The organism is Halorubrum sp. FL23 (assembly GCF_052439115.2).
GTDB lineage: Archaea > Halobacteriota > Halobacteria > Halobacteriales > Haloferacaceae > Halorubrum > Halorubrum persicum.
Map to the genome: position 1 here is coordinate 95,985 of NZ_JBQVRO020000011.1, position 20,439 is coordinate 116,423.

Sequence of the window (20,439 nt, forward strand, 5' to 3'; positions counted from 1 at the left end):
AAGCCGGGGGCGCGGCCCGTCGCTCCCCCGAGCGCCCCGCTTGCGCGGTCGGTCGGCTGTGAACTCCCTCATCCGCTTACCGCCGCCGGTACCAGACCGCGGTGCCCGCCCCGGCGACCACGAGGAGGAGGCCGGCGACAATGCCGCCGATCGGGAGCCCGCCGTCGTCGGTCGACTCGGTCACCTCGATCGGGTACTGGGTCACGTCCGAGATCCGGTCGTTGCCGCGCTCGTCGTCGTACCTGAAGTCGAGTTCGATCGGGTGCGTCTCGACGCTGGCGCCGGGCGCGGCCGACACCTCGAACCAGATCTCCGTCGAGTCGCCGGGCTCGAGCTCGTCGACGAACGCCTCGTCGTTGGGGGCCGACAGGGGGCTGTCGGCGTACAGCCCGGCGTTGATCGACGAGAGCGTCTCGGGCCGCTGGTTCGTGATCTCGAAGGAGATCCGCCGCGTCTCGCCCGCCGGCACGGTCGTGTTGTCGGCGGCGAGGGCGAACTCGGGCTGGCGCGGCGCGACGTCGATCCGCCGGGTCTCGTCGACCGCGATCGTCGAGTCGCCGCTCTCGTACTCGGTCGTGAACCGGAACTGCCGGGGGCCGGGGTCGGCGTTCCCGTTCACGTCCGCGTCGAAGGCGAACTCGACCGACTCGCCGGCCGGGATCTCCGGGAGCGCGTAGCGGCTCTCGCCGAGGCTCACGCGCTGACTCTGCGGGTCCGCGACCAGCACCGCGTCGTCGACGTCGAGCGGGCCCTCGTTCGTGAGGGTCCCGGAGACGGTCCCCGAGTAGCCCACTTCGAGGGTGCCCTCGACGTTCTCGACCGAGAACGACTGCTCGGGGGCGGGGACGACGCCCGCCCGCGAGGAGGGCGCGCGCTCCTCGATCCCGTCGCGGTCGCGGTAGTCGACCGTCGAGACGAACGCGTACGCCCCCCCGCCGAAGTCGGGCGAGACCGCGGAGTCGAACGTCACGGTCCGGTTCTCGCCGGGCTCCCAGTCGCCGACGAACGTCTCGCCGCTGCCGTCGCCGCCGATCACGGCGCCGCTCCCGATGGTTGTCCCGGTGACGACGGCGTCGCGGGCGACCTCGTCGCCGACGTTCCGGAGGGTCGCGGTCACGTCGCCGCTCCCGCCCACCTGCGCGTCCGTCGCCGTGTCGAGGATCGCGAACCGCGCGCCGTCGTCGACGACGACCGTCAGGTCGAAATCGTCGACCCCGCGGGTGTCCTTGTGGTTGTTGAACTGGGGGACCACCTCGAAGGTGTACCGGTAGCGGGCGGTCACCTCCACCTCGTACCGCCCGTCGGGCACGTCGTCGGGGACCGTCACGTCGAGGGGGACGGAGACGGGGCTCGCGTCGGTCCGCACGTCGCCGACCACCGTCGTGCCGTCGCCGACCTCGATGGGCACGTCGCCGTCGTCGACCTGCAGCGTGAGTCCGCGGGCGGTCGTCACGCGGGGGTCGAGGTCGTTCCCCATCTCCATCTCGCCCGTGTTGAGGATATCGACCGTCACCGTCGACTCGGCGCCGCTCGGGACCGTCCCCTGCGAGAGGTACAGGTCGAGCACGGGCGAGCCGCGGATCTGGCGATCGGTCGTCTGCGCGGCCACCCCGCCGTCGACCGCGTCGCCGCCGACCAGCGCCGCCCGTCCGTCGTCGAGCGTGTCGCCGGCCGCGGGCGCGGCGGCCCCGGAGAGCGCCACGCCGGCGATGAGCGCCCCGACTGCGGCGACCGCCAGTGCCACCCCGGCGATCCCTCCGGCCCGGCTCATCGCCGCCTCCGGACGCCGTCTCCGCCGGCGTCGACGCCGCAGCGCCCAGCGGCCCGCCCCCCGACCGCGTCGAATCGAGTCATACGATCGTGTCGGATGCGATTAACATAAGCGTATTGAATGAACGTTCAATCAAGAGCGATATATAGTCGGCCGCGGTACGTCGCGTATGAAACGCCCGTTCGCGGAGCCGACCGACACCCGAGAGGCCATCCTCGGCGCGGCGTTCCGCGCGCTCTGCGAGCACGGGTACGCCGACCTGACGATAAAGCGGATCGGCGAGGAGTTCGACAAGAGCCCGTCGCTCGTCTACCACCACTACGACGGGAAAGACGAGCTCCTGATCGATCTGCTCGGCTTCCTCCTCGACGGCTTCGAGGAGTCCGTCTCAGAGGACGCGTTCGATCTGGCGCCCAGAGAGCGCCTCGACACCTACGTCGCGGCGACGACGCACCCCGGATCGATCCCCGAGGGGCACGGCCCCGACGGGCAGTTCATGACCGCCATCGTCGAGCTCCGCGCGCAGGCCGCCACCGACGACGCCTACCGCGACCACTTCGACCGGAGCGACCGGGTGTTCAGCTCGTTCCTCGAGCGAACGGTCCGGGAGGCGGCGGGCGACGATCCATCCGCGGAAGGCTCCGACGCGCAGGCCGACGCGCCGGACGACGCCGTCTCCCCCGCCGAGGTCGCGTCGACGCTCCAGACGCTCGCGACCGGCGGCATGCTACGCTGGGCGACGACGACGGACCGCGAGTGGGCCGACGACACGCGAAGGGGGATCCGTCGGTACCTCGAGTCGGTGCTTCCGGCGGTCGATCCCGACGCCTGATCGGCGTTGGGACCGAGGGCGCGTGGACTCCCGGAGCGTCGGCGCAGTCGGATCAGCGGTCGGTGACGCCCTCGGCGTCCATCCGCGACACCTCCTCTTCGAGCCACTCTCGGATCCATTTCACGCGCTTGATGCGCTGATGGGCGATGCTCTCGGCGCTGTCGGAGACGACCCGCTCGGTGTGGTCGTGGGCGCGCTGAAGCACCCGATCGACCATCTTCGCGGAGTCCATGTGGGTCCGTGACTCGTACCCCATCCGAAGCAGCATGAGGACGGCGCCGTTCGCGCCCACCTTGTCGAGCACGTCCGCTTCCATCAGACACCGGCTCTCCAGAGGCACGTCCGTCAGGTCGCCCGTGTACGAGTGGTCGACGACCGCGCCGCACACCTCCTCGATGAACGACTCCGGATAGTTGCCGCGGCTCTGTAGGTACTCGCGGGCGACGCGCGCGCCGGCTTCGGCGTGAACGTCCTGCTCTGCCTCCAGTTTCGCCACGTCGTGAAACACTGCGGCCACCCGGACCACGTCGACGTCGGCGCCCTCGCTCTCGGCGATGTCGGTCGCGAGGTCGACGACGTTGAGGATGTGGTTGAACCGGTAGTCCGCGGAGTGCCAGGGGTACCAGCGCATCCGACCGCCGTCATCCTCGCTCTCGACGCTGGCTGCGAGGTAATCTCTCACAAACCCTTTCATCTCCTCGAAGTCCTCGTCGCTCACCTCCGTTTCCTTAATTTCGACGCCCACGGGAACCACCTCGGGCGAAAAACTCGTCGTTCATTACCGTAACCGAGGAGCGTTTCGTTCTTAGTCGTTACGACGGGTGTATCGGCGGGCGCACGCCGGCGCAGATCGGTCGCGACGGCGAGGTTCTTAAGGGCGGGCGGCGACCATCGACACGTATGTGGCGCCCCTGGGGAAGCGGCGAGAAGGCGCGGTTTCAGCGGGCCGCGGGGGTAAACATCCTCGGCAACGCGCTGAAGATCGCGGTCGTGGGGGCCACCGGGTTGGCCTTCGGGAGCGTCGCCCTGCTCGCCGACGCCGCGCACTCGGTCGCGGACCTCGTCGCCAGCGCGGTCGTCTTCGTCTGGGGCGGCTCTCGGTACGACGCCGCCGACGAGACCCACCCCCACGGCCACCAGCGGATCGAGCCGTTGACGGCGCTGTTCGTCGGCGCGGTCATCGTCCTGCTCGGCGTCCTGCTGTTACAGGAGTCCGCCTCCGAACTCCTCGGATCGCCGGGCGTCGAAGCCGACCCGATCCTCGTCGCGGCGCTGCTGTTCGCGCTGGTCGATATGTACGTCCTCTACCGATATACGGAGCGCGTGAACGCGGACCTCGGTTCGACCGCGCTCACCGCGCTCGCCGCCGACTGTCTCAACGACATCTACACCACCGTCGCGGCGCTGATCGGCGTCTTCGGCGTGCTGGCCGGCGTCCCCGTCCTCGACCCGGTTGCGGGGGCCCTCGTCAGCGTCCTCGTCGTGTATCAGGGGATCGAGATCGCCCGCGAGAACGTCACGTACCTCGTCGGCGCGGCGCCGCCCGCCGCCGACCGCGAACGGGTCATCGCCGCGCTCCGCGAGAACCCCGCGGTGGAGGGCGTTCACGACCTGACGGTGTACTACGACGGCACCGACCTCGAGGTCGAGGTCCACGTCGAGGTCGACGGGCAGATGACGCTCCGAGAGGCCCACGACATCGAGACGGAGCTGGTCACGGGCCTCCGGAACCTGGATGACGTGGGCGACGTCCACGTCCACCTCGACCCATCGGGCGTCGGCGAGTGGAAGGAAGCCGACGACGGCAGAGGCGGGGGCGGCGGCGCGAGACCGGGAGACGGGGACACGGGCGGCGCGAGATCCGAAGACGGGGACGACCCCGCGGGTTCGCCCCGGCGTGCAGATTAACCCGCCGGGGCCCGTACCGTTCGTATGCTCACGCGGCGCTGGCTGGAGATGACGTGGCGCGACGCGCTGTTCTGCCACTGGCCGGTCGATCCCGCCGTCGTCTCCGGGACGATCCCCGACCGACTGTCAGTCGCCACTCACGGGGGCGACGCGTACCTGAGCGTCGTCGCCTTCGTGATGGACGACATCCGCCCGCGCGGGGCGCCCGTCGGGCTCTCGTTCCCGGAGCTCAACCTCAGGACCTACGTCGAGGGTCCCGACGGTCGGGGCGTGTACTTCTACAACCTCGATGCGGAGGATCCGATCGGCGTCGCGCTCGCACGGCGGCTGTTCGCGCTCCCGTACTACCGCGCGGAGATGGACGTGAGGCGACCCGAGACCGCCGATCCCGCGGCGGGCGAGGACGGTCCGGTCCGCTTCACCAGCCGTCGGACGCATCCCGGCGTCCCGCACGCGCGATTCGACGCGACTTACGAGCCGACGGGCGAGCCGTTCGCCGCCGAGTCGGGGTCGCTCGACGCGTTCCTCGTCGAGAACTACCAGTTCTACGCCGAGGGGAACCGGCTGTACCGCGGCGCGATCGCCCACGAGCCGTGGTCGCTGCGGGCGGCGACCGCCGACATCCGTGCGAACACGCTCTTCCGGGCGAACGGGTTCGACCGGCCCGACGGCGACCCGATCGTTCGCTACGCGGAGCCGATCGCGGTGGGTGCGGACCGGATTCGGTTCGTCTGAGGCGGCTCGCCGCTCACCGGGCCGCCACCCGGTTTACGGGAACAGGCCGCGGTACTTGTGGGCGCTGGCGGTGCGTTCGAGCGCGAGCGTGTACGCGGCGGTCCGGAGGTCGGGCAGCTCCTTCTGGTCGTACTGGTTGATCGTCTGGTCGAACGCCTTGCCGATACGGCGCTCCAGTTCCGCGTTGACCGTCTCCAGCGGCCACGAGAACTCCTGCGCGTTCTGGACCCACTCGAGGTACGAGACGATGACGCCGCCGGCGTTCGCGAGGATGTCGGGGACGACCTGAATGTCACGCTCCGTGAGCACCTCGTCGGCGGCGACCGTCGTCGGGCCGTTCGCCGCCTCGACGATCGCCGACGCTCGCAGGTCGTCGACGTTCTCCGCGGTGATCACGCCCTCGACCGCGGCGGGAATCAACACGTCGACGTCGAGCGCCAACAGCTCCTCGTTCGTGATCTGGCTGGGGTCGTCCCACTGGTTCCCCCCGCTCGTGCGCCGGTCCTCGGGGAGCGCTCGGGGGTCGCCAGACACGTACTCCTCGATCAGGCCGCCGGCGTCGACGTGGGCGCCGAGCGCCGCCATGTCGAGCCCGTCGGGGTCGTAGGCGGCCCCGGTCACGTCGGACGTGGCGACGATCCGCGCACCGGACTCGTCGAGGAGCCGGGCCGCGTGGGAGCCGACGTTACCGAAGCCCTGTATCGCGACGGAGGCGTCCGAGAGGTCGCGGTCGAGGTACTCGAAGAGCCGCTCGGTGACGATGGAGACGCCGCGACCGGTCGCGGCGACCCGCCCCGGCGTTCCGCCGATCTCCAGCGGTTTCCCGGTGACGACCTGCGGGACCGAGTGCCCCTCGTACATCGAGTAGGTGTCCATCATCCACGCCATCGTCTGCGGGTTGGTGTTCATGTCCGGCGCGGGAACGTCGGTCTCCGGCCCGATCATCCGCCGGATCCCCTCGGTGTACCGCCGGGTGAGGCTCTCCAGGTCGTTCTGCGTGAGGTCCTTCGGCTCGCAGATGACGCCCCCCTTCGCGCCGCCGTACGGGAGGTCGACGAGCGCGGTTTTCCACGACATCCACCCCGCGAGCGCCTCGACCTCGCGCTGCGTGACCGACGGGTGGAACCGGACGCCGCCCTTGAACGGCCCGCGAGCGCTGTCGAACTGACAGCGGTACCCTTCGAACACTTCGACCTCGCCAGAGTCGAGCTCCACCGGGAGAGTGACCTTCAGCGTGCGCTCGGGGTGTTTGAGCCGCTCGAAGATATCGCGGTCCACGTCGGCGTACTCCTCCGCGCGGTCCATCTGTGCGAGCATGTTCTCGAAGGGGTCGTCCGCCATGGTCGGCCCGACTCGCCCCCGGGTCATATCGGTTTCGGCAATTATGGCCATCGAATGTGAATGACAAACACGAGAGGGATGGCCGCCATCCACCCGACGGCGGGCGGGTGTCGTCGTCGCCGCTCCTCCCGGCGACTCTCCCCGTTACTGTTCGGTCGGCTCCTCTCGGCGTGAGCGCGCGTCTCGGACCGGCCACCGGACCGGCCGACGCGACCGGCGGCGGGGGCGCCTGCCGGACGAGACGGCCAAGCGGGGGATCCGTGATTTCGCCCGGACTTATACGTCGGCGTCGACAACGACGGTCCATGACACTCGAACGTACGCCGGGGGCGCGTCGATGACGACGCAGACGCTTCATCCCCGCGTTCAGGTCGTGTGGGTCCTCCGTGCTGTCCTCATCGCCGCGGTGCTGACGGCGCCGCTCGCCGGCGCGGTCTACTTCGACCGGCTCCCCGAGTGGGTGCCGATCGCCGGCGGCGCGGTCTTCCTCGTCCTCGGCGTGGCGCACGCCCTCCTCCGCTACCGTCGCTGGAGCTACGAGATCCGCGAGGACGCGCTGTATCTCGACCGCGGCGTGATCACGCAGGTCCGGACGACCGTGCCGCTGGTCCGGATCCAGCACGTCGACTCCCGGCGCGCTCCCGTCGAGCGCGGCGTCGGACTGGCGTCCTGTGTGGTGTACACGGCCGGTTCACGCGGTGCGGACGTTCGGATCCCGGGGCTCACGCCCGACGGGGCGAGCGACCTCCGCGAGGAGCTGAAGCGACTGGCCATCCGCGCGGACGGGGAGGACGCGGTGTGAAGCTCGCGCCCCAGTCGGTCCCGTACCGCGCGCTCCAGAAGGTGTCCGGGATCGTCGTGGTCCTCTTTTTCGTCGTGAACAACAACCCCGACTGGGGGTTCACGGCCGCGGCCGTCGTCGCCGGCGCGGTCGTCCTCGCGGCGACCGCGTACGAGGTCGCGTACTACCGGCGGTTCGACTACGAGCTGACCGCCGACACCCTCGACATCTCCTCCGGCGTGATCTCGCGGCGCGAACGGGAGATCCCCTACCGCCGGATCCAGAACGTCGACGTGAGTCGGAGCGTGATCCAGCGCGCGATCGGCGTCGCTGCGGTGGATCTGGAGACCGCGGGAGGGTCGAGCACCGAGGGCTCGATCCGCTTTGTCACCCCCGACGAGGCGACCCGGCTCCAGCGCGAGGTCCAGCGGCGCAAGTCGACCGGGTCCGGCGCGGAGGCCCAGGGCGACGGAGCGGAGGGGGCCGGAGCCGGGACGGGCGCCGCTCAGGGCACTGTCGGCCCGGACGAAGCGGAGCTGTTCGCGATCTCGCCGGGCGAGCTCGCCCTGGTGGGCGCCCTGTCGTTCGACGGGCGGCTCATCGGGCTGTTGGCCTTCCTGAGCTCCGGATCGGTCCCGGTGCTGTCCAGCTTCATCCCGGACGCGTCGGCGGTCGCGCTCACCGCGACCGCGATCGTCGGCGTCGGCGGGCTGTTCCTCGTGTCGTGGGTGCTCGGCGCGGGGATCGCCTTCACGAACTACTACGGGTTCCGACTCTCCCGCGCCGGCGACGAGCTTCGATACGAGCGCGGGCTGTTCCGCCGCTACAGCGGGTCGATCCCCACGGAGAAGGTGCAGGCGCTTCGGATCGCCGACAACCCGGCGAAGCGCCTGCTCGGCTACGCGAGCCTCTCGATCGAGACCGCCGGCTACGCCCCCGGACAGGGCGGCGATCAGGGGAGTCAGGCGGCCGTCCCGATCGCGACGACCGACCGGGTGTACCGGCTGGCGCGCGAAGTGGAGTCGTTCGGCGAGCCGCGCTTTCGCCGCCCGCCGAAGCGGATCCGGTGGCGGTACGCGTTCCGGTACGCGATCGGCGTCGGCGTCCTCGTCGCCGTCGCGTTCGGCGTCGACTGGTACCTCGGCGCCGGCGCCCCGTGGTACGCCCCGGCCGCGCTTCTGCTGGCCGCCCCGGTCGCCGCGCATCTGAAGTGGAAGCACCGCGGCTACTGGCTCGGCGAGGACCACCTCCTCACCCGGAACGGGTTCTGGAGCCGCACGGTGACGGTCGTACCGTACTACCGGATCCAGAACGTCATCGACAGGCGAACCCTCTTCCAGCGTCGCTGGGACGTGGCGACGATCGTCGCCGACACCGCCGGCAGCAGCTCCATCGCCGGCAACGACGCCGCGGCCGTCGACTTCGCGACCGACGAGGCGGTCGACCTCCGCGAGACGCTCCGGGAGCGGCTCCGCGTCGCCGTCGCGGAGCGCCGCGATCGGCGTGACCAGTTCGAGTGGTTCGACGCCGACGCGGAGGACGTTGGCGAAGTTGACGGGGAGACCGACGAAGCCGACGGGGAGACCGGCGATCCGACGCCAGGTTCGGGCGAGGCGACTCCTGAGGGACACGAGACGGCGTCCGAGACGGACGGAGCGACACCCACACCCGACGCCTCGATTCCGGACGCCGACGACGCTCCCGCCGCGGGGAGCGACGAGGACCGATCGGACGTGCCGGACGACGGCGTGATCCGACCGGACTTCTCGGGCAGCGGTCGCGACTACTCCCGGCCGGCGGAGCGCATCGACACCGGCGAGTACGCGGTGGACCGGAACCCTTCGGACATCGACCGACCGACCGAGGACCGGGAGGCGGGGAGCGGCGGCGACGAGAAGGAACAAAGAGACAGCGCCGACGGAGACGCGGTCGGCGACGGCAACGAGACGACCGACGACGGCGGCCAAGCGGCTGACGACGGTGACGGTGCGACCGACGACGAGAAGTAGCGCGTCTCACTTCCGCTCGTGCCGTCCGCACCGCTCGGGCCGCCTGCCCCGCTCACGTCGTCCGCGCCGCGTCACGGATGGCGGGACCGGTCCTCACTCGTCGAGCAGCTGTTGGGCGATCGTGTTCCGCAGGACCTCGCTCGTCCCCTCGTAGATCTCGTTCAGCTTCGCGTCCCGGTAGAACCGCTCCGCGGGGAAGTCCTTCGTGTAGCCGTAGCCGCCGTGGATCTGGATGCCCTCGTTGGCGACCTCGCGAGAAATCTCTGAGGCGTACAGCTTCGCCTGCGCGGCCTCCTTGATGTAGTCCTCGTCCCGCATCTTCAGGTCTGCCGCCTCGTGCATCAGGAGTTCGGCGGCCCGAATCTTCGTGTCCATGTCGGCGAGCTTGTGCTGGATCGCCTGGAAGTCGGCGATGGGGCCGTTGAACTGCTCGCGCTCCTGCGCGTAGTCGGCCGCCTCGTCGAGCGCGGCGCGCGCGATCCCGACCGAGCGCGCCGCGATCGTGATCCGGCCGCCGTTCAGGGTTTTCAGCGCCTGGACGAACCCGTCACCCTCTTCGCCGAGCCGGCGCTCCGCCGGGACCCACATGTCGTCGAACCGGAGCTCTGCGGTCGGGCACCCCTTGTCGCCGAGCTTGTCCTCCGTGCCCTCCACGATGAACCCGTCGTCCTCCTCGGGCCGGACGACGAACGAAGAGATGCCTTTCCGCCCCGCATCGGGGTCGGTCTTCGCGAACAGCGTGACCGTGTCGGCGACCGAGCCGTTCGATATCCACAGTTTGCCGCCGTTGACGCGGTAGCCGTCGCCGTCGCGCTCCGCGGCGACGCCGCTCCGGTCCGAGGCGTCCCCCGCCTCGCGCTCCGCGGTGGTCGACATCGCCGGCACGTCCGAGCCCGCCTCGGCCTCCGAGAGCGCGAAGGCGCCGATGTCCTCGCCGGTGTTGAGCGCGGTGAGGTACGTCTCCTTCTGTCGCTCGTCGCCGAACTCGTACAGCATGTTGCCCGCGAGCGACGTGTGCGCGGCGACGACGGTCCCGAGCCCCCCGGAGCCGCGAGCGATCTCCGAGAGCCCGATCGCGTAGCTGTGGTAGTCGAGCCCGGCGCCCTCGTACTCGACCGGGAACGGCATCCCCATCAGCCCGAGGTCGGCCATCTCGTCGATCAGGTCGGCCGGGAACTCGTCGGTCTCGTCGATCTCGGCGGCGCGCGGGACGACCTCCTCGTCGACGAACGACGCGACCGTATCCCGGATCTGACGCTGCTCTCCGGAGAGCGTGAAGTCCATGACCGAGGGTGTCGTCACGGTAACTTATCGGTTTCTACACGGTTGTGCACGGGTCCGGTGTTGGGCGGGACGCCACCGCGGCGGACGCGGGCGAAAGGCGGGCACCGCGGAGCCGCGATCGGCTCGCCGAGCGTCTCCGACGTTCCACGAGGCTTTTTATGCGTTGTGCCGTAAGTGTCCGTAACCGAATGAGCGGACGAGAACACGGTCCCGGCGAGCCCGACCTTCCGTGGTGCCACGAGGCGGTTCAGGGCGTTTCACGGACCTTCGCGCTAACGGTCGACGTGTTGGAGGAGCCGATGGCCTCGCACATCTGCGTGGGGTATCTCCTCTGTCGAGTCGCCGATACCGTCGAGGACGCCGGACACATCCCGCCGGAAGCCCAGAGCGACGTGCTACGTACGTACCGACGAGCGATCGACCCCGACGAGGACACCGACATCGCGGCGTTCCGCGAGGCGGTCGACGAGTGGCTTCCGGCGCCCGCCGAGCGCAACGACGACTGGGAGGTCGTCGCCGAGGCGCCGACGATCGTGGCGACGTTCGCCGAGTTCGACTCCGAGGCCCGCGAGGCGATCGTCCCGCCCGTGCTGGAGATGGTCGACGGGATGGCGATGTTCGTCGACCGCCACGCGACCGAGGGCGGGCTCCGCATCGACGACCGCGACGAGCTGGAACAGTACTGCTACTACGCCGCCGGCACGGTCGGGAACCTCATCACGAACCTGCTCACCCGCGGCGACGTCACGGAAGACCGCGCGCGACAGCTGCGGGACACCGCCGAGGAGTTCGGGCTCCTCCTCCAGCTCGTGAACGTCTCGAAGGACGTGTACGACGACTACACCGAAGAGAACAACGTCTACCTCCCGGCGGAGTGGCTCGCCGACGAGGGGGTCGACCAAGAGCGCGTCGTCCACCCCGACAACCGCGAGTCGTCCGCCCGCGTCGTCGACCGGACCGCCGAGTACGCCCGCTCGTTCCTCGACGACGCGCAGGCGTACCTGGAGACGATGCCGCTCTCGAACGGGAACACGATGGAAGCGTGGACCGTCCCGTATCTGCTCGCGGTCGGCACCCTCCGCGAGCTCAGCTCCCGCCCGGAAGACGCGCTCACCGAGACCGGCGTGAAGATCTCCCGTCAGGAGGTGTTCGCGGTGATGTCCGTCGCCGGCGACGCCGGTCGTGACTCCCTCGCGGACCTCCGGCAGACGATCGCGCGAACCCCCTTCCACCGAGCCGTCGAGCCCGCCGACTGACCGCGCTTCTCGTTCCGCCGCGTTCCGCTCCGCGCTCACAGCCGCGAGCGCGCCCTCGCGACCGCCGGTACGCGCACGCTGATCGTCTCGGCGAGCGCCTCGGCCGCGCTCAACAGCCACTCGGCGCGCTCGACGCGGGAGTCGAGGTCGCCCGGCCCGATCCGGTACGACGCCACCAGCTCCTCGACGGTCGCCCCGCCGATCCACTCGTCGAGGATCCGCGCCGTCTTCACCGACTCCAACCACTCCTCGAAATCGTCCGGTTCGTCCATCGCCGTCGTCAGCGCTCCCGCGTTCGCCCGCGCGAACCGGTAGATCTCGGCGCGCTCCGCGTTGCCGAGGTACGTGTCCTGCATATCCGGCGTGTCGCAGACCACCTCGAAGACGGTGAGCGTCGTCGGGTTCCGCATCCCCGCCGCGGTGCGCAGCCCCGAGACGATCCGCTCCGCGGTCTCCGGTCTGACGTACTGCTTCGAGGCCGTCGATCCGACCGGGGTGGCCGCCAGCCGGTACGTCTCGACGCCCCCGGTCTCCCGCCGAACCAGCCCGGCCGCCACGAGGTCGTCGACCGCGACGGCGACGGCGTCGGCCAGTCCGCCGGCGCCCGCCTCCCGGGCGTAAAACGTCCCCTCGAACACGTCGAGGATCTCGGCCTCGCTCTCCGCGAAGCCGGTCGCGATCGCCGAGAGGACGTGCGTCCGCAGCGACGCCGGATCGGTGAGCTTCGATTCGACCGCCTCCGGCTCCCCCTCGACGTACCGCGCGACGAGTTCGGCGCGGGTGTCCTCGTCGCCGACGAGAACGGCCTCGCCGTACGGATCTAACCCCGGTCGCCCGGCGCGGCCGCACATCTGGTGCACCTCGAGCGTGGGGAGCCACTCCATCGCCGAGCCCGCGTACCGCTTCTGGTCGCGCACCACCACCCGCCGTGCGGGGACGTTGACGCCGGCGGCCAGCGTCGGCGTCGCACAGATGCAGGCGATCTCCCGGGCGCGGAACGCCTCCTCGACGACCGCCCGGTGACCGGCCCGCAGCCCGGCGTGGTGAAACGCCACGCCGGCCCGCAGGCAGTCGGCAAGCCGCTGGCCGGTCGCGGTGCCGTCCACGTCCGCGACCTCGTCGGCGGCGGCTGTCGCGGCCGACTCGGTTCCCAGCCGCTCGGCAAGTCGGTCGTCCGCGAGCCGCTCGGCCAGCGCGACCGCCTCGGTCCGCGATCGGACGAACGCGAGACACTGGCCGCCCTGATCGACGCCGTCGGCGACGAGGGCGGCCGTGACTTCGGTGTCGCCGGGCGGACCGTCGTCAGCGCCTCCGGCCTCCGCTTCGCCGACGGCGGCGTTCGGGACAGCCATCGCGGTCGTCGTCCCGTCGTCGAACGTCACGTTCCCGCCGACCGCGACGCCGGTGCGGAGGTCGACGGGGCGCCACTCGGACTCCACCAGGGCCGCGTCCAGCCACTCCGCGATCGCCTCCGGGTTGTCGACGGTCGCCGACAGCGCGACGACCTGTAGCTCGGGGTTCCGCCGACGAAGGGTCGCGAGAGTGACTTCGAGGGTCGGGCCGCGGCGCTCCGCCCCGAGGAGGTGGACTTCGTCGACGGCGACGCAAGCGAGGTCGTCGACCCACGACGCGCCGTTCCGGATCGCGGAGTCGACCTTCTCGCTCGTGGCGACGACCACGTCGGTCCCCGCGAGCGCCTCGCCCGTCGCGTCGAAGTCTCCCGTCGCGATCGCCGCGTCGACCCCCGGCAGCGCCGCGAACGCCTCGTACTTCTCGCGGGCGAGCGCGCGGAGCGGACAGACGTACAGTCCCGGCCCGTCCGCGGTCACCAGCGCCAGCTCGGCGATGAGCGTCTTTCCCGACGCGGTCGGCACCGCGGCGACCACGTTCTCGCCCGCACAGACGCCGGCGTCGACCGCGGCCGCCTGCGGCGGGTACAGCTCCCGGATCCCCCGGTCCGCGAAGTGGGCGACGAACTGCTCCGGGAGCGGGAGATCGCGAACGCGCATTCGACAGTAGCTTCGCCCGGACTGTACTTAAAAAGTCGCGCGGGGCGGCGTCAGTCTTCGGCGCCGGCGTCGTCGGTGTCGAACTCCTGAAACAGCTTCTCGAAGTCGTCGTCGGTCTCGGTGACGGCCTCCAGCGACTCGTCGGCCCGCGACCGGAGCTCCTCGATCCGGTCGGTGAGCCGCTGGTACTCCTCGTTGTCCGTGAGTTCGGTGGCGCTCTTTTCCGTCTCCAGCATCGCCTTCTTGGAGGTCAGCGAGAACAGCTCCTGCACCTCGGTGTCGTACTCTCCGCGGCGCAACAGCCCCTCGACCGTTTCGTGGAGGGTGTCGCTCGTGACCGGCTTCACGAGATAGTCGTCGAACCCCATGTTCAGGATGTCGAAGTCGGGTTCGACCGCGGTCACCATCGCGACGCGGCAGTCGATGCCGCGCTCGCGGACCGCAGTGAGGACTTCATCACCCGAGAGCCCCGGCATCCGCCGGTCCAACAGTATCGCGTTGACCTCGTCGTCCGCCTCGTCGATCTCGTCTAACGCCTCCTGACCGCCGTACGCGGTCCGGACTCGATACTCGTCGCCGAGCCACGCGGCGTACAGGTCGGCCAAATCTGGTTCGTCCTCCACCACGAGGACCAGCGGCGGTTGCTCACTCATGGATGACCGGAGCGACGACGTGTTCGCTCACACATTTCGTCTCTTCGCGGACTATATTAAAATACCTCTTCGGGTCCGCCTCACCGGTTCCGAGAGGCGCGGAGATGCGATCGGGGACCGACCCGGACCCCAGCGCCGTTACCGCCGCGTCACTCGTTCGGGCTGTAGTTGGGCGCCTCGTCCGTGATCATCACGTCGTGCGGGTGGCCTTCCGTCTGGCCGGCGCTGGAGACGCGAATGAATTCGGCGCGCTCGTGGAGCTCCGGAACCGTCTCCGCGCCGACGTACCCCATGCCGGAGCAGATTCCGCCCGTGAGCTGGTGGAGCTCGGAGGCGAGGCTCCCCTTGTACGGGGTCGCGGCCTCGACGCCCTCCGGGACGAACTCCTCGTCTTCGTCCTCCTCCTTGAGGTAGCGGTCGCCGCCGCCGGATTTCATCGCCCCGACCGACCCCATTCCGCGGTACTGCTTGTACTTCTTCCCCTGCATCGTGATGACGCGCCCCGGCGCCTCGTCGGTCCCGGCGAAGTACGAGCCGAGCATGACCGCGTTCGCGCCCGCCGCGAGCGCCTTGATGGCGTCGCCGGAGTAGCGGATCCCGCCGTCGGCGATCACCGGCACGCCGTGTTCGGCGGCCACGTCGGCCACCTGCGAGACGGCGGTCATCTGTGGCATCCCCGCGCCGCTCACCACGCGGGTGGTGCAGATCGAGCCCGGACCGATGCCGACCTTCAGCCCGTCCGCGAAGTCGACGGCGGCCTCGGCGGCCTCGCGCGTCCCGACGTTGCCGACGACCACGTCGGCGTCGACGGTGCCTTTGATCGCCCGCGCCGAGTCGAGCACGTTGAGGTTGTGGGCGTGCGCGCAGTCGATGAAGATCACGTCGACGCCGGCCTCGTCGGCGGCGACGGCGCGCTCCTCCTCGAAGGGGCCGACGGCGACGCCAGCGAGCAGGCGACCGTCCTCGTCGCGAGCGGCCTCCTCGTGCTCTCGGCGCTGGAGGATCCCCTGCATCGTGACGAGCCCGACGAGCCGGTCGTCCTCGTCCACGATCGGGACGCGCTCGATCTTGTGGTCGTACATCAGCTCCAGCGCCTCCCGGGCGTCGACCTCCTCGGGTGCCGTGATGACCTCGTCCGTCATCGCCTCGCGGACGGCGTCGTCCTCCCCGACCTCGAGGTAGGGTCGGATGTCGGTGCCCGAGATGATCCCCAGAACCGTGTCGTCCTCGTCGACGACCGGGGCGCCGGAGACCCCCTGTTGCTCCATCACGGCGTCGGCCTCGCGGACCGCGTCGTCCGGCGAGACGGTGACGACGTTCTCCCGGCGGATAACGAGCTCGTGCGCGCGCTTGACGCGCTCGACCTCAGCGGCCGTCTCCTCGACGGTCATGTTGCGGTGGAGGACGCCGAGCCCGCCCTCGCGAGCCATCGCGATCGCGAGGTCGCTTTCGGTGACGGTGTCCATCGCCGCCGAGAGGACCGGGACGGTGAGTTCGACGTTCTTCGAGACGCGCGCCGAGAGGTCGGCGTCGTCGGGTTCGACACGGCTCTCTTTTGGTTTCAACAGTACGTCGTCGAACGTCAACGCTTCCGGGACGTCGAGTTTCGCCGAGAATCGGCCGGAGTCTGTCGCCATATAAACCGTCGTCAGTCCCCGATAAAAAGCGTTGCGAGTCAGCACAGACGTGTACGTCGTTGTCATCCGAATTCACGTAATAGTCACGATTGTGGATCAAAATGGGTTAGCGCGCAACGTGTTCCGGATCGTCAGCGCTCGACGCCGACGTCGCTCCGCCGCTCTTCCGTCGCCGTCGACGAGCGGTTATCTGCCCGGTAAAAACGCGGCTGCGACGGCCGGCGACCGATTGATCGTCCGTCCGAAACGAACGGCGTCTGAGACGGAACGTTACCCGTTTGTGGGTCATCCGAACGGTGTCGTGACGTATCGAACAGGGATCGGTGGCCACGGAGGATTATCGCCGACGGATCACCGACTGTATCCCGTTTCAGTCGTCGTATCCATGACGAATATATAAGTGATGTACACCAATCTCTCGTTCCGTGCGGGCACGTCTCACACAACCTTTAACGCAACCGAAATAGATATATGAAGTATGGACTCCGACAGTCCCGTGAACGCGCGCATCGCCGGCCAGCCGATCTGCAACCTCGGCGCCCGCTTTACAGCCGGCAATTCGCGCAAACGCTTTACATGGGCTCGTCGGGCCGCTCGCGGATTCGACTCCGTACGCCGGGCCCTCGGCTATCGTGGGTCGTCCGCTTCCTACCGTGTACCCGTCGGTCAGGGTCATCGTCCCTGAATGAGCGTCTCACGTCATCCGATCGCCCTCCGGCTGGAACAGCAGGTCGGGAGCGCGACGAAGCTGCTCGCGACCGTGATGGTGCTGCCGCTCGTCGACGGGATCTTCCCCGCCTTAGTCGTGGCTGGCGTCCTGACGACCGCGACCGGCGTGGTCGAGACGGGGATCCTCATCTTCGGCGGCTCCGCGACCGCCGCGGTGATCCTCGCGGAGATGGACGGCAGCCGCCGACAGATGGCCGGCTCCGTGCTCCTGATCGGCGCGATCATCATCCCGCTCGCCGCGGTCGAGGCCGCCTTCGCCCCCACGTTCAGGGAGTTCCTGAACCTCCCCGTCTTCGAGCGCTTCGCTGGGCTGGTGATCCTCACGATCGCCGCCAAGACCGCGAGCTCGGAGATCGGCGAGCACCTGCCGAGCCCCGGCGTCATCATCGCGCTCGGGCTCGTCGCCAGCTTCGAGCCGTCCGGGTTTGAACTTCAGACCTCTCCCGAGTACGTCCTGAACGGCGCCGCCGCGGCGAGCGTCGGCGTCGCGTTCGCGCTGGCGATCGCGCTGCTGTCGCCGCATCTCCGAGGGCGCGTCGACATCGACCGGTTCCGGTTCGGTTCGGCCGTCGCGCTGGGCGTACTCGCGCTCCCGATCCTGCTCGGCCCGTTCAACCTCATGCAGACCGAGGCGCCCATCGCGCTGGCGGTGCTCGCCGTAACGACCCTGTTCGCCTACGATCCGAACGCCGGGCCGGCGGACGGTCTCGCGGACGAGGGCCCTGGCGACGATACCGACGGCGACGACCCCGACGCCGGTGCTGACGGCGACGCCGACAGCGCGGGCGAAGCCGACGACGCAGACACTGCGGCCGACGCGGACGACGAGGAGGACGCGGACCCGACCGAGCCCCCGCTCGACGCGCCGACCGCGCCCGGCCCCATCGTCGACGACGACGTGGCGGTGATCGCCGGTAGCGAGCCGTCGGCGGCGAGCGACGACGCGGACGGTGCGGACCCCTTTGCGGACGACGACTCTCGGGCGCCCTGGCTGTAGACGCAGGGGTGTCCGGGAACCGGTGAGATGCGGACGACGAAGCTCGTTCTCTCCCCCGCGTGTCGCCGGGGTTTAGGTGCTCGGCGGTGTACGGCGGGTATGTCCAATCGCGTCGTGCAGGGGCGGATGGTGACGCCCGAGAAGCTCGCGGAGCTGGTCGAGGGCGCATCGGTGCTCGAAGCCGAATCGATCGCGGACGCCGATCGCGACTGTCCGGAGTGCGGCGGCGACGTCATCTCCGTCGGCTACATGCCGAGCGTCACCGAGTTCGTGACCGGCTACAAATGCCAGGAGTGCGACTGGAGCGCCGACGACCGGGAGGAGTGAGCCACGGCGTCGCCGCCGCCTCGCGGCGCCGATTCAACGTCGCGTCGTCCGATCGCTCGCGATCGAAACCCCTTTATCCGCGTTTCAGCAAGCATCTGTTGCGAGATCACGCGGGGCTGTGGCCAAGCCAGGCATGGCGACTGACTCCAGAGGCTTGCGCCCGGGACGACACTCCAGACTGATATACCGAGCGGCCGACTGATCATCGGTCGTGTTGACGACCCTCTGGAGTTCCGAGGCGCACCGGAGATATCAGTCGATCGGGGGTTCAAATCCCTCCGGCCCCATACCCTTCCTTTCAGACTCAAAACCGCTAGACAGCGGTAGGTTGATGTTGAGACACCCGTCTCAACTCGTGGTTTCAGCGTTGATGTGAGTGGGTAACGGGTACGACCCCGACGCCGTATGGCGATCATCTCGATACACGTTAGCGTCAATAATTGCTGTATTTGGGTGAATGCGCTCCCCGCCGCTCAATGCGTTGACATTCGGAAGAGGAACTCGGATCTGACTTTCATGAGATCTTCAGTAGCAGATAGTTTGTCGAGGCCGTGCTGAATACAGAGCGCGTATGCGGCACTAGGGCGCTGTAATTGCATGGCTCTACCTGCTAACTTCTGAATGGATGCGGCTGTCTCAGTATTTTTGATAAATCCTGTTTGCAATCAGAATACCGTCTTCAATTTCGAGAGTACTGATCCCAGCAACCCACCTGACGCTGGAGAGTCGGGTTTGGGAACATGGTTTGCCTTGAATTTCCCTTGTTTGGGGGTCGATGTTACCTCTACCCTGACCTCATCTCCAGACTCTACATCTGGAATGTCTCCGAGGTTCAGGTGTCCCCTACCGTCAACTTCGACAATTACATTCCCGCTATTACTGATTCGGTCAACTGGCACGCGGAGCGTGGATCCTAAGTCGATCTCCGATGGGTCAATGGACGTTGTAGTACCTGTTCTAGTTTCATTAGTTTCTCTGTTGTGACCTGAGCGACTGCTCTGCGTTGATGATTGACTACTCTGGCCGAATCGTGGAGGTTCCCCTGTTCTAGATGCGTCTTGATCCGACTGCTCTCTTCCGTCTATCACATCTTCCCATATTGACGACAGTCGCTCTACTTTCTCATCTGGTCCCTGCTTTGACTCCGGGAACTTAGATATCTGATTGCGGGAAACGGTCTCGTTCCCATCAAAAATATGTGTGTTTACCCAATCACGCTCTTCCGGCGTATAATTCTCATAGGACGCCAGATACTGCCGTAGATGTCGTTTCTGACTACTAGAGAGTTTATTGATGCTGGCAGACAGGTCTTTACCAGTCGCATCACCCCCTGGCCCACCCCCACTTCGACTGTATGCATGGCCAAGCATACATAGTGGAGTCATTACTTTCCATGAGATTTTATCGCCGTCTTCGTACCCAAACTGCTCAGTCAGGAGATGCTTAGCAGGCCGGATAAGTTGCAAGGTGATGAACCCCCCATCCAGCCGTCCCTTTACATAATAGTCGTCACTGTCAGTTCGCCTGTGGAGGACCGGCATTGGTTCAAATTCTCACAGCGGTCTATTAAAAGATAGAGGAGCAGGCAAATTACTCTTCAGCGTATACCTCTTTTTTGAGTTTCAACATGAACTGTCAACTTCAGATTAAAAATAAGAACTGTTTATGATTTATCACAGGCAATACAACATAATCGGCATATACATCTTCCACATTGGAGGACCATATTCTCATTAGATAGAGCTGTGACTCTACGAGGCCCCGGAAGGCCCGGAAATTATGAAAATATTATACTTACTCCAACTCCCCCAACTCCCCCAACGACCACGAGAGCGAACTTCCTAGCGATTGGTTGTAGCGTGTTGCTGTGAGAGATAGGCAAGTTTACTGACCAACTAGTTCACCGCAATCAGTGTGAAATCAACGATGACTGACTGATGCCTGCATCCTCTGTATTCAGCATAGGGGTTATGTGTGATCTTGAGTACGTTGGCAACTCTTCTGGAAGACTCTTTAAGCTATTCTAACTCAGTTATAACAGGTCGATATACTCCCTCCGACCCTCCCGCTCCTGATCCTTCGTCCGAGCGTCGTAGTGCTTGTCCAAGACGGCGACGGACACATCCACGCGCTCGGACAGCTTCTCCTTCGGCCAGCCGCGATTGCTGTG

At 67.8% G+C, this 20,439-nt stretch carries 17 protein-coding genes and 1 tRNA gene; 10 read left to right on the forward strand and 8 right to left on the reverse strand.

Annotated elements, in window-relative coordinates:
- Positions 1-76 precede the first annotated feature (76 nt).
- A complete protein-coding gene (locus ACT4MF_RS13875; protein ID WP_444683045.1) occupies positions 77-1,771 on the reverse strand; it encodes a COG1361 S-layer family protein in 1,695 nt (564 codons plus the stop codon).
- A 169-nt stretch (positions 1,772-1,940) separates the two neighbouring features.
- Here ACT4MF_RS13875 and ACT4MF_RS13880 point away from each other — a divergent pair, with 169 nt between their 5' ends.
- Positions 1,941-2,603, forward strand: coding sequence for a TetR/AcrR family transcriptional regulator (locus tag ACT4MF_RS13880; protein ID WP_444683046.1), 663 nt, complete (start codon positions 1,941-1,943; stop codon positions 2,601-2,603).
- 52 nt (positions 2,604-2,655) lie between these two features.
- On the opposite strand, the gene ACT4MF_RS13885 is transcribed toward ACT4MF_RS13880, so the two are convergent.
- Positions 2,656-3,357, reverse strand: coding sequence for an HD domain-containing protein (locus ACT4MF_RS13885; RefSeq protein ID WP_099256543.1), 702 nt, complete (start codon positions 3,355-3,357; stop codon positions 2,656-2,658).
- Between the two features lie 146 nt (positions 3,358-3,503).
- Between ACT4MF_RS13885 and ACT4MF_RS13890 the strand changes: the two genes are divergently transcribed.
- Both ACT4MF_RS13890 and ACT4MF_RS13895 read left to right on the forward strand, forming a co-directional pair.
- Complete coding sequence (locus ACT4MF_RS13890; RefSeq protein WP_444683047.1) at positions 3,504-4,511, forward strand: cation diffusion facilitator family transporter; 1,008 nt, start codon at positions 3,504-3,506, stop codon at positions 4,509-4,511.
- 24 nt (positions 4,512-4,535) lie between these two features.
- Positions 4,536-5,246, forward strand: a complete 711-nt coding sequence (locus ACT4MF_RS13895; protein WP_444683048.1) for a YqjF family protein — start codon at positions 4,536-4,538, stop codon at positions 5,244-5,246.
- A 33-nt stretch (positions 5,247-5,279) separates the two neighbouring features.
- On the opposite strand, the gene ACT4MF_RS13900 is transcribed toward ACT4MF_RS13895, so the two are convergent.
- Positions 5,280-6,587, reverse strand: a complete 1,308-nt coding sequence (locus ACT4MF_RS13900) for a Glu/Leu/Phe/Val family dehydrogenase (RefSeq protein WP_444683049.1) — start codon at positions 6,585-6,587, stop codon at positions 5,280-5,282.
- Positions 6,588-6,924: 337 nt separating this feature from the next.
- On the opposite strand from ACT4MF_RS13900, the gene ACT4MF_RS13905 reads away from it, so the two are divergent.
- Positions 6,925-7,389: a PH domain-containing protein gene (locus tag ACT4MF_RS13905; RefSeq protein WP_444683050.1), complete on the forward strand. Its 465-nt coding sequence runs from the start codon at positions 6,925-6,927 to the stop codon at positions 7,387-7,389.
- A complete protein-coding gene (locus ACT4MF_RS13910; protein WP_444683051.1) occupies positions 7,386-9,377 on the forward strand; it encodes a PH domain-containing protein in 1,992 nt (663 codons plus the stop codon). Before ACT4MF_RS13905 ends, ACT4MF_RS13910 begins: the two co-directional genes overlap by 4 nt.
- 93 nt (positions 9,378-9,470) lie before the next feature.
- Here ACT4MF_RS13910 and ACT4MF_RS13915 read toward each other — a convergent pair whose 3' ends face one another.
- Positions 9,471-10,661: an acyl-CoA dehydrogenase family protein gene (locus tag ACT4MF_RS13915; protein WP_099254028.1), complete on the reverse strand. Its 1,191-nt coding sequence runs from the start codon at positions 10,659-10,661 to the stop codon at positions 9,471-9,473.
- A 188-nt stretch (positions 10,662-10,849) separates the two neighbouring features.
- Here ACT4MF_RS13915 and ACT4MF_RS13920 point away from each other — a divergent pair, with 188 nt between their 5' ends.
- Positions 10,850-11,917 carry a phytoene/squalene synthase family protein gene (locus ACT4MF_RS13920; RefSeq protein WP_099254027.1) on the forward strand — a complete coding sequence of 356 codons (1,068 nt, stop codon included), beginning with the start codon at positions 10,850-10,852 and terminating at the stop codon, positions 11,915-11,917.
- Positions 11,918-11,952: 35 nt separating this feature from the next.
- On the opposite strand, the gene ACT4MF_RS13925 is transcribed toward ACT4MF_RS13920, so the two are convergent.
- From ACT4MF_RS13925 to guaB, 3 genes are all read right to left on the reverse strand, one after another.
- Positions 11,953-13,926, reverse strand: a complete 1,974-nt coding sequence (locus tag ACT4MF_RS13925) for a DEAD/DEAH box helicase (protein ID WP_444683052.1) — start codon at positions 13,924-13,926, stop codon at positions 11,953-11,955.
- Positions 13,927-13,976: 50 nt separating this feature from the next.
- On the reverse strand, positions 13,977-14,579 hold the full coding sequence (locus ACT4MF_RS13930) for a response regulator transcription factor (protein WP_444683053.1): 603 nt from the start codon (positions 14,577-14,579) through the stop codon (positions 13,977-13,979).
- A 149-nt stretch (positions 14,580-14,728) separates the two neighbouring features.
- Positions 14,729-16,216 (reverse strand): IMP dehydrogenase, encoded by a 1,488-nt coding sequence (gene guaB, locus ACT4MF_RS13935; RefSeq protein WP_444683054.1) that lies wholly within the window; start codon positions 16,214-16,216, stop codon positions 14,729-14,731.
- Positions 16,217-16,694: 478 nt separating this feature from the next.
- On the opposite strand from guaB, the gene ACT4MF_RS13940 reads away from it, so the two are divergent.
- The 4 genes from ACT4MF_RS13940 to ACT4MF_RS13955 all read left to right on the forward strand — a co-directional run bounded on the left by ACT4MF_RS13940 (position 16,695) and on the right by ACT4MF_RS13955 (position 18,556).
- Complete coding sequence (locus ACT4MF_RS13940) at positions 16,695-16,901, forward strand: DUF8099 family protein (RefSeq protein ID WP_512053299.1); 207 nt, start codon at positions 16,695-16,697, stop codon at positions 16,899-16,901.
- Positions 16,902-17,942, forward strand: coding sequence for a DUF5794 domain-containing protein (locus tag ACT4MF_RS13945; RefSeq protein WP_444683055.1), 1,041 nt, complete (start codon positions 16,902-16,904; stop codon positions 17,940-17,942).
- 99 nt (positions 17,943-18,041) lie between these two features.
- Positions 18,042-18,269 (forward strand): DUF5795 family protein, encoded by a 228-nt coding sequence (locus ACT4MF_RS13950; RefSeq protein ID WP_099254021.1) that lies wholly within the window; start codon positions 18,042-18,044, stop codon positions 18,267-18,269.
- 112 nt (positions 18,270-18,381) lie between these two features.
- Positions 18,382-18,556: transfer RNA gene (locus ACT4MF_RS13955), tRNA-Trp, on the forward strand.
- 378 nt (positions 18,557-18,934) lie between these two features.
- On the opposite strand, the gene ACT4MF_RS13960 is transcribed toward ACT4MF_RS13955, so the two are convergent.
- The gene (locus tag ACT4MF_RS13960; protein WP_444683056.1) at positions 18,935-19,810 is read right to left on the reverse strand and encodes a hypothetical protein; all 876 of its coding nucleotides are present in this window, start codon (positions 19,808-19,810) and stop codon (positions 18,935-18,937) included.
- Positions 19,811-20,439 lie beyond the last annotated feature (629 nt).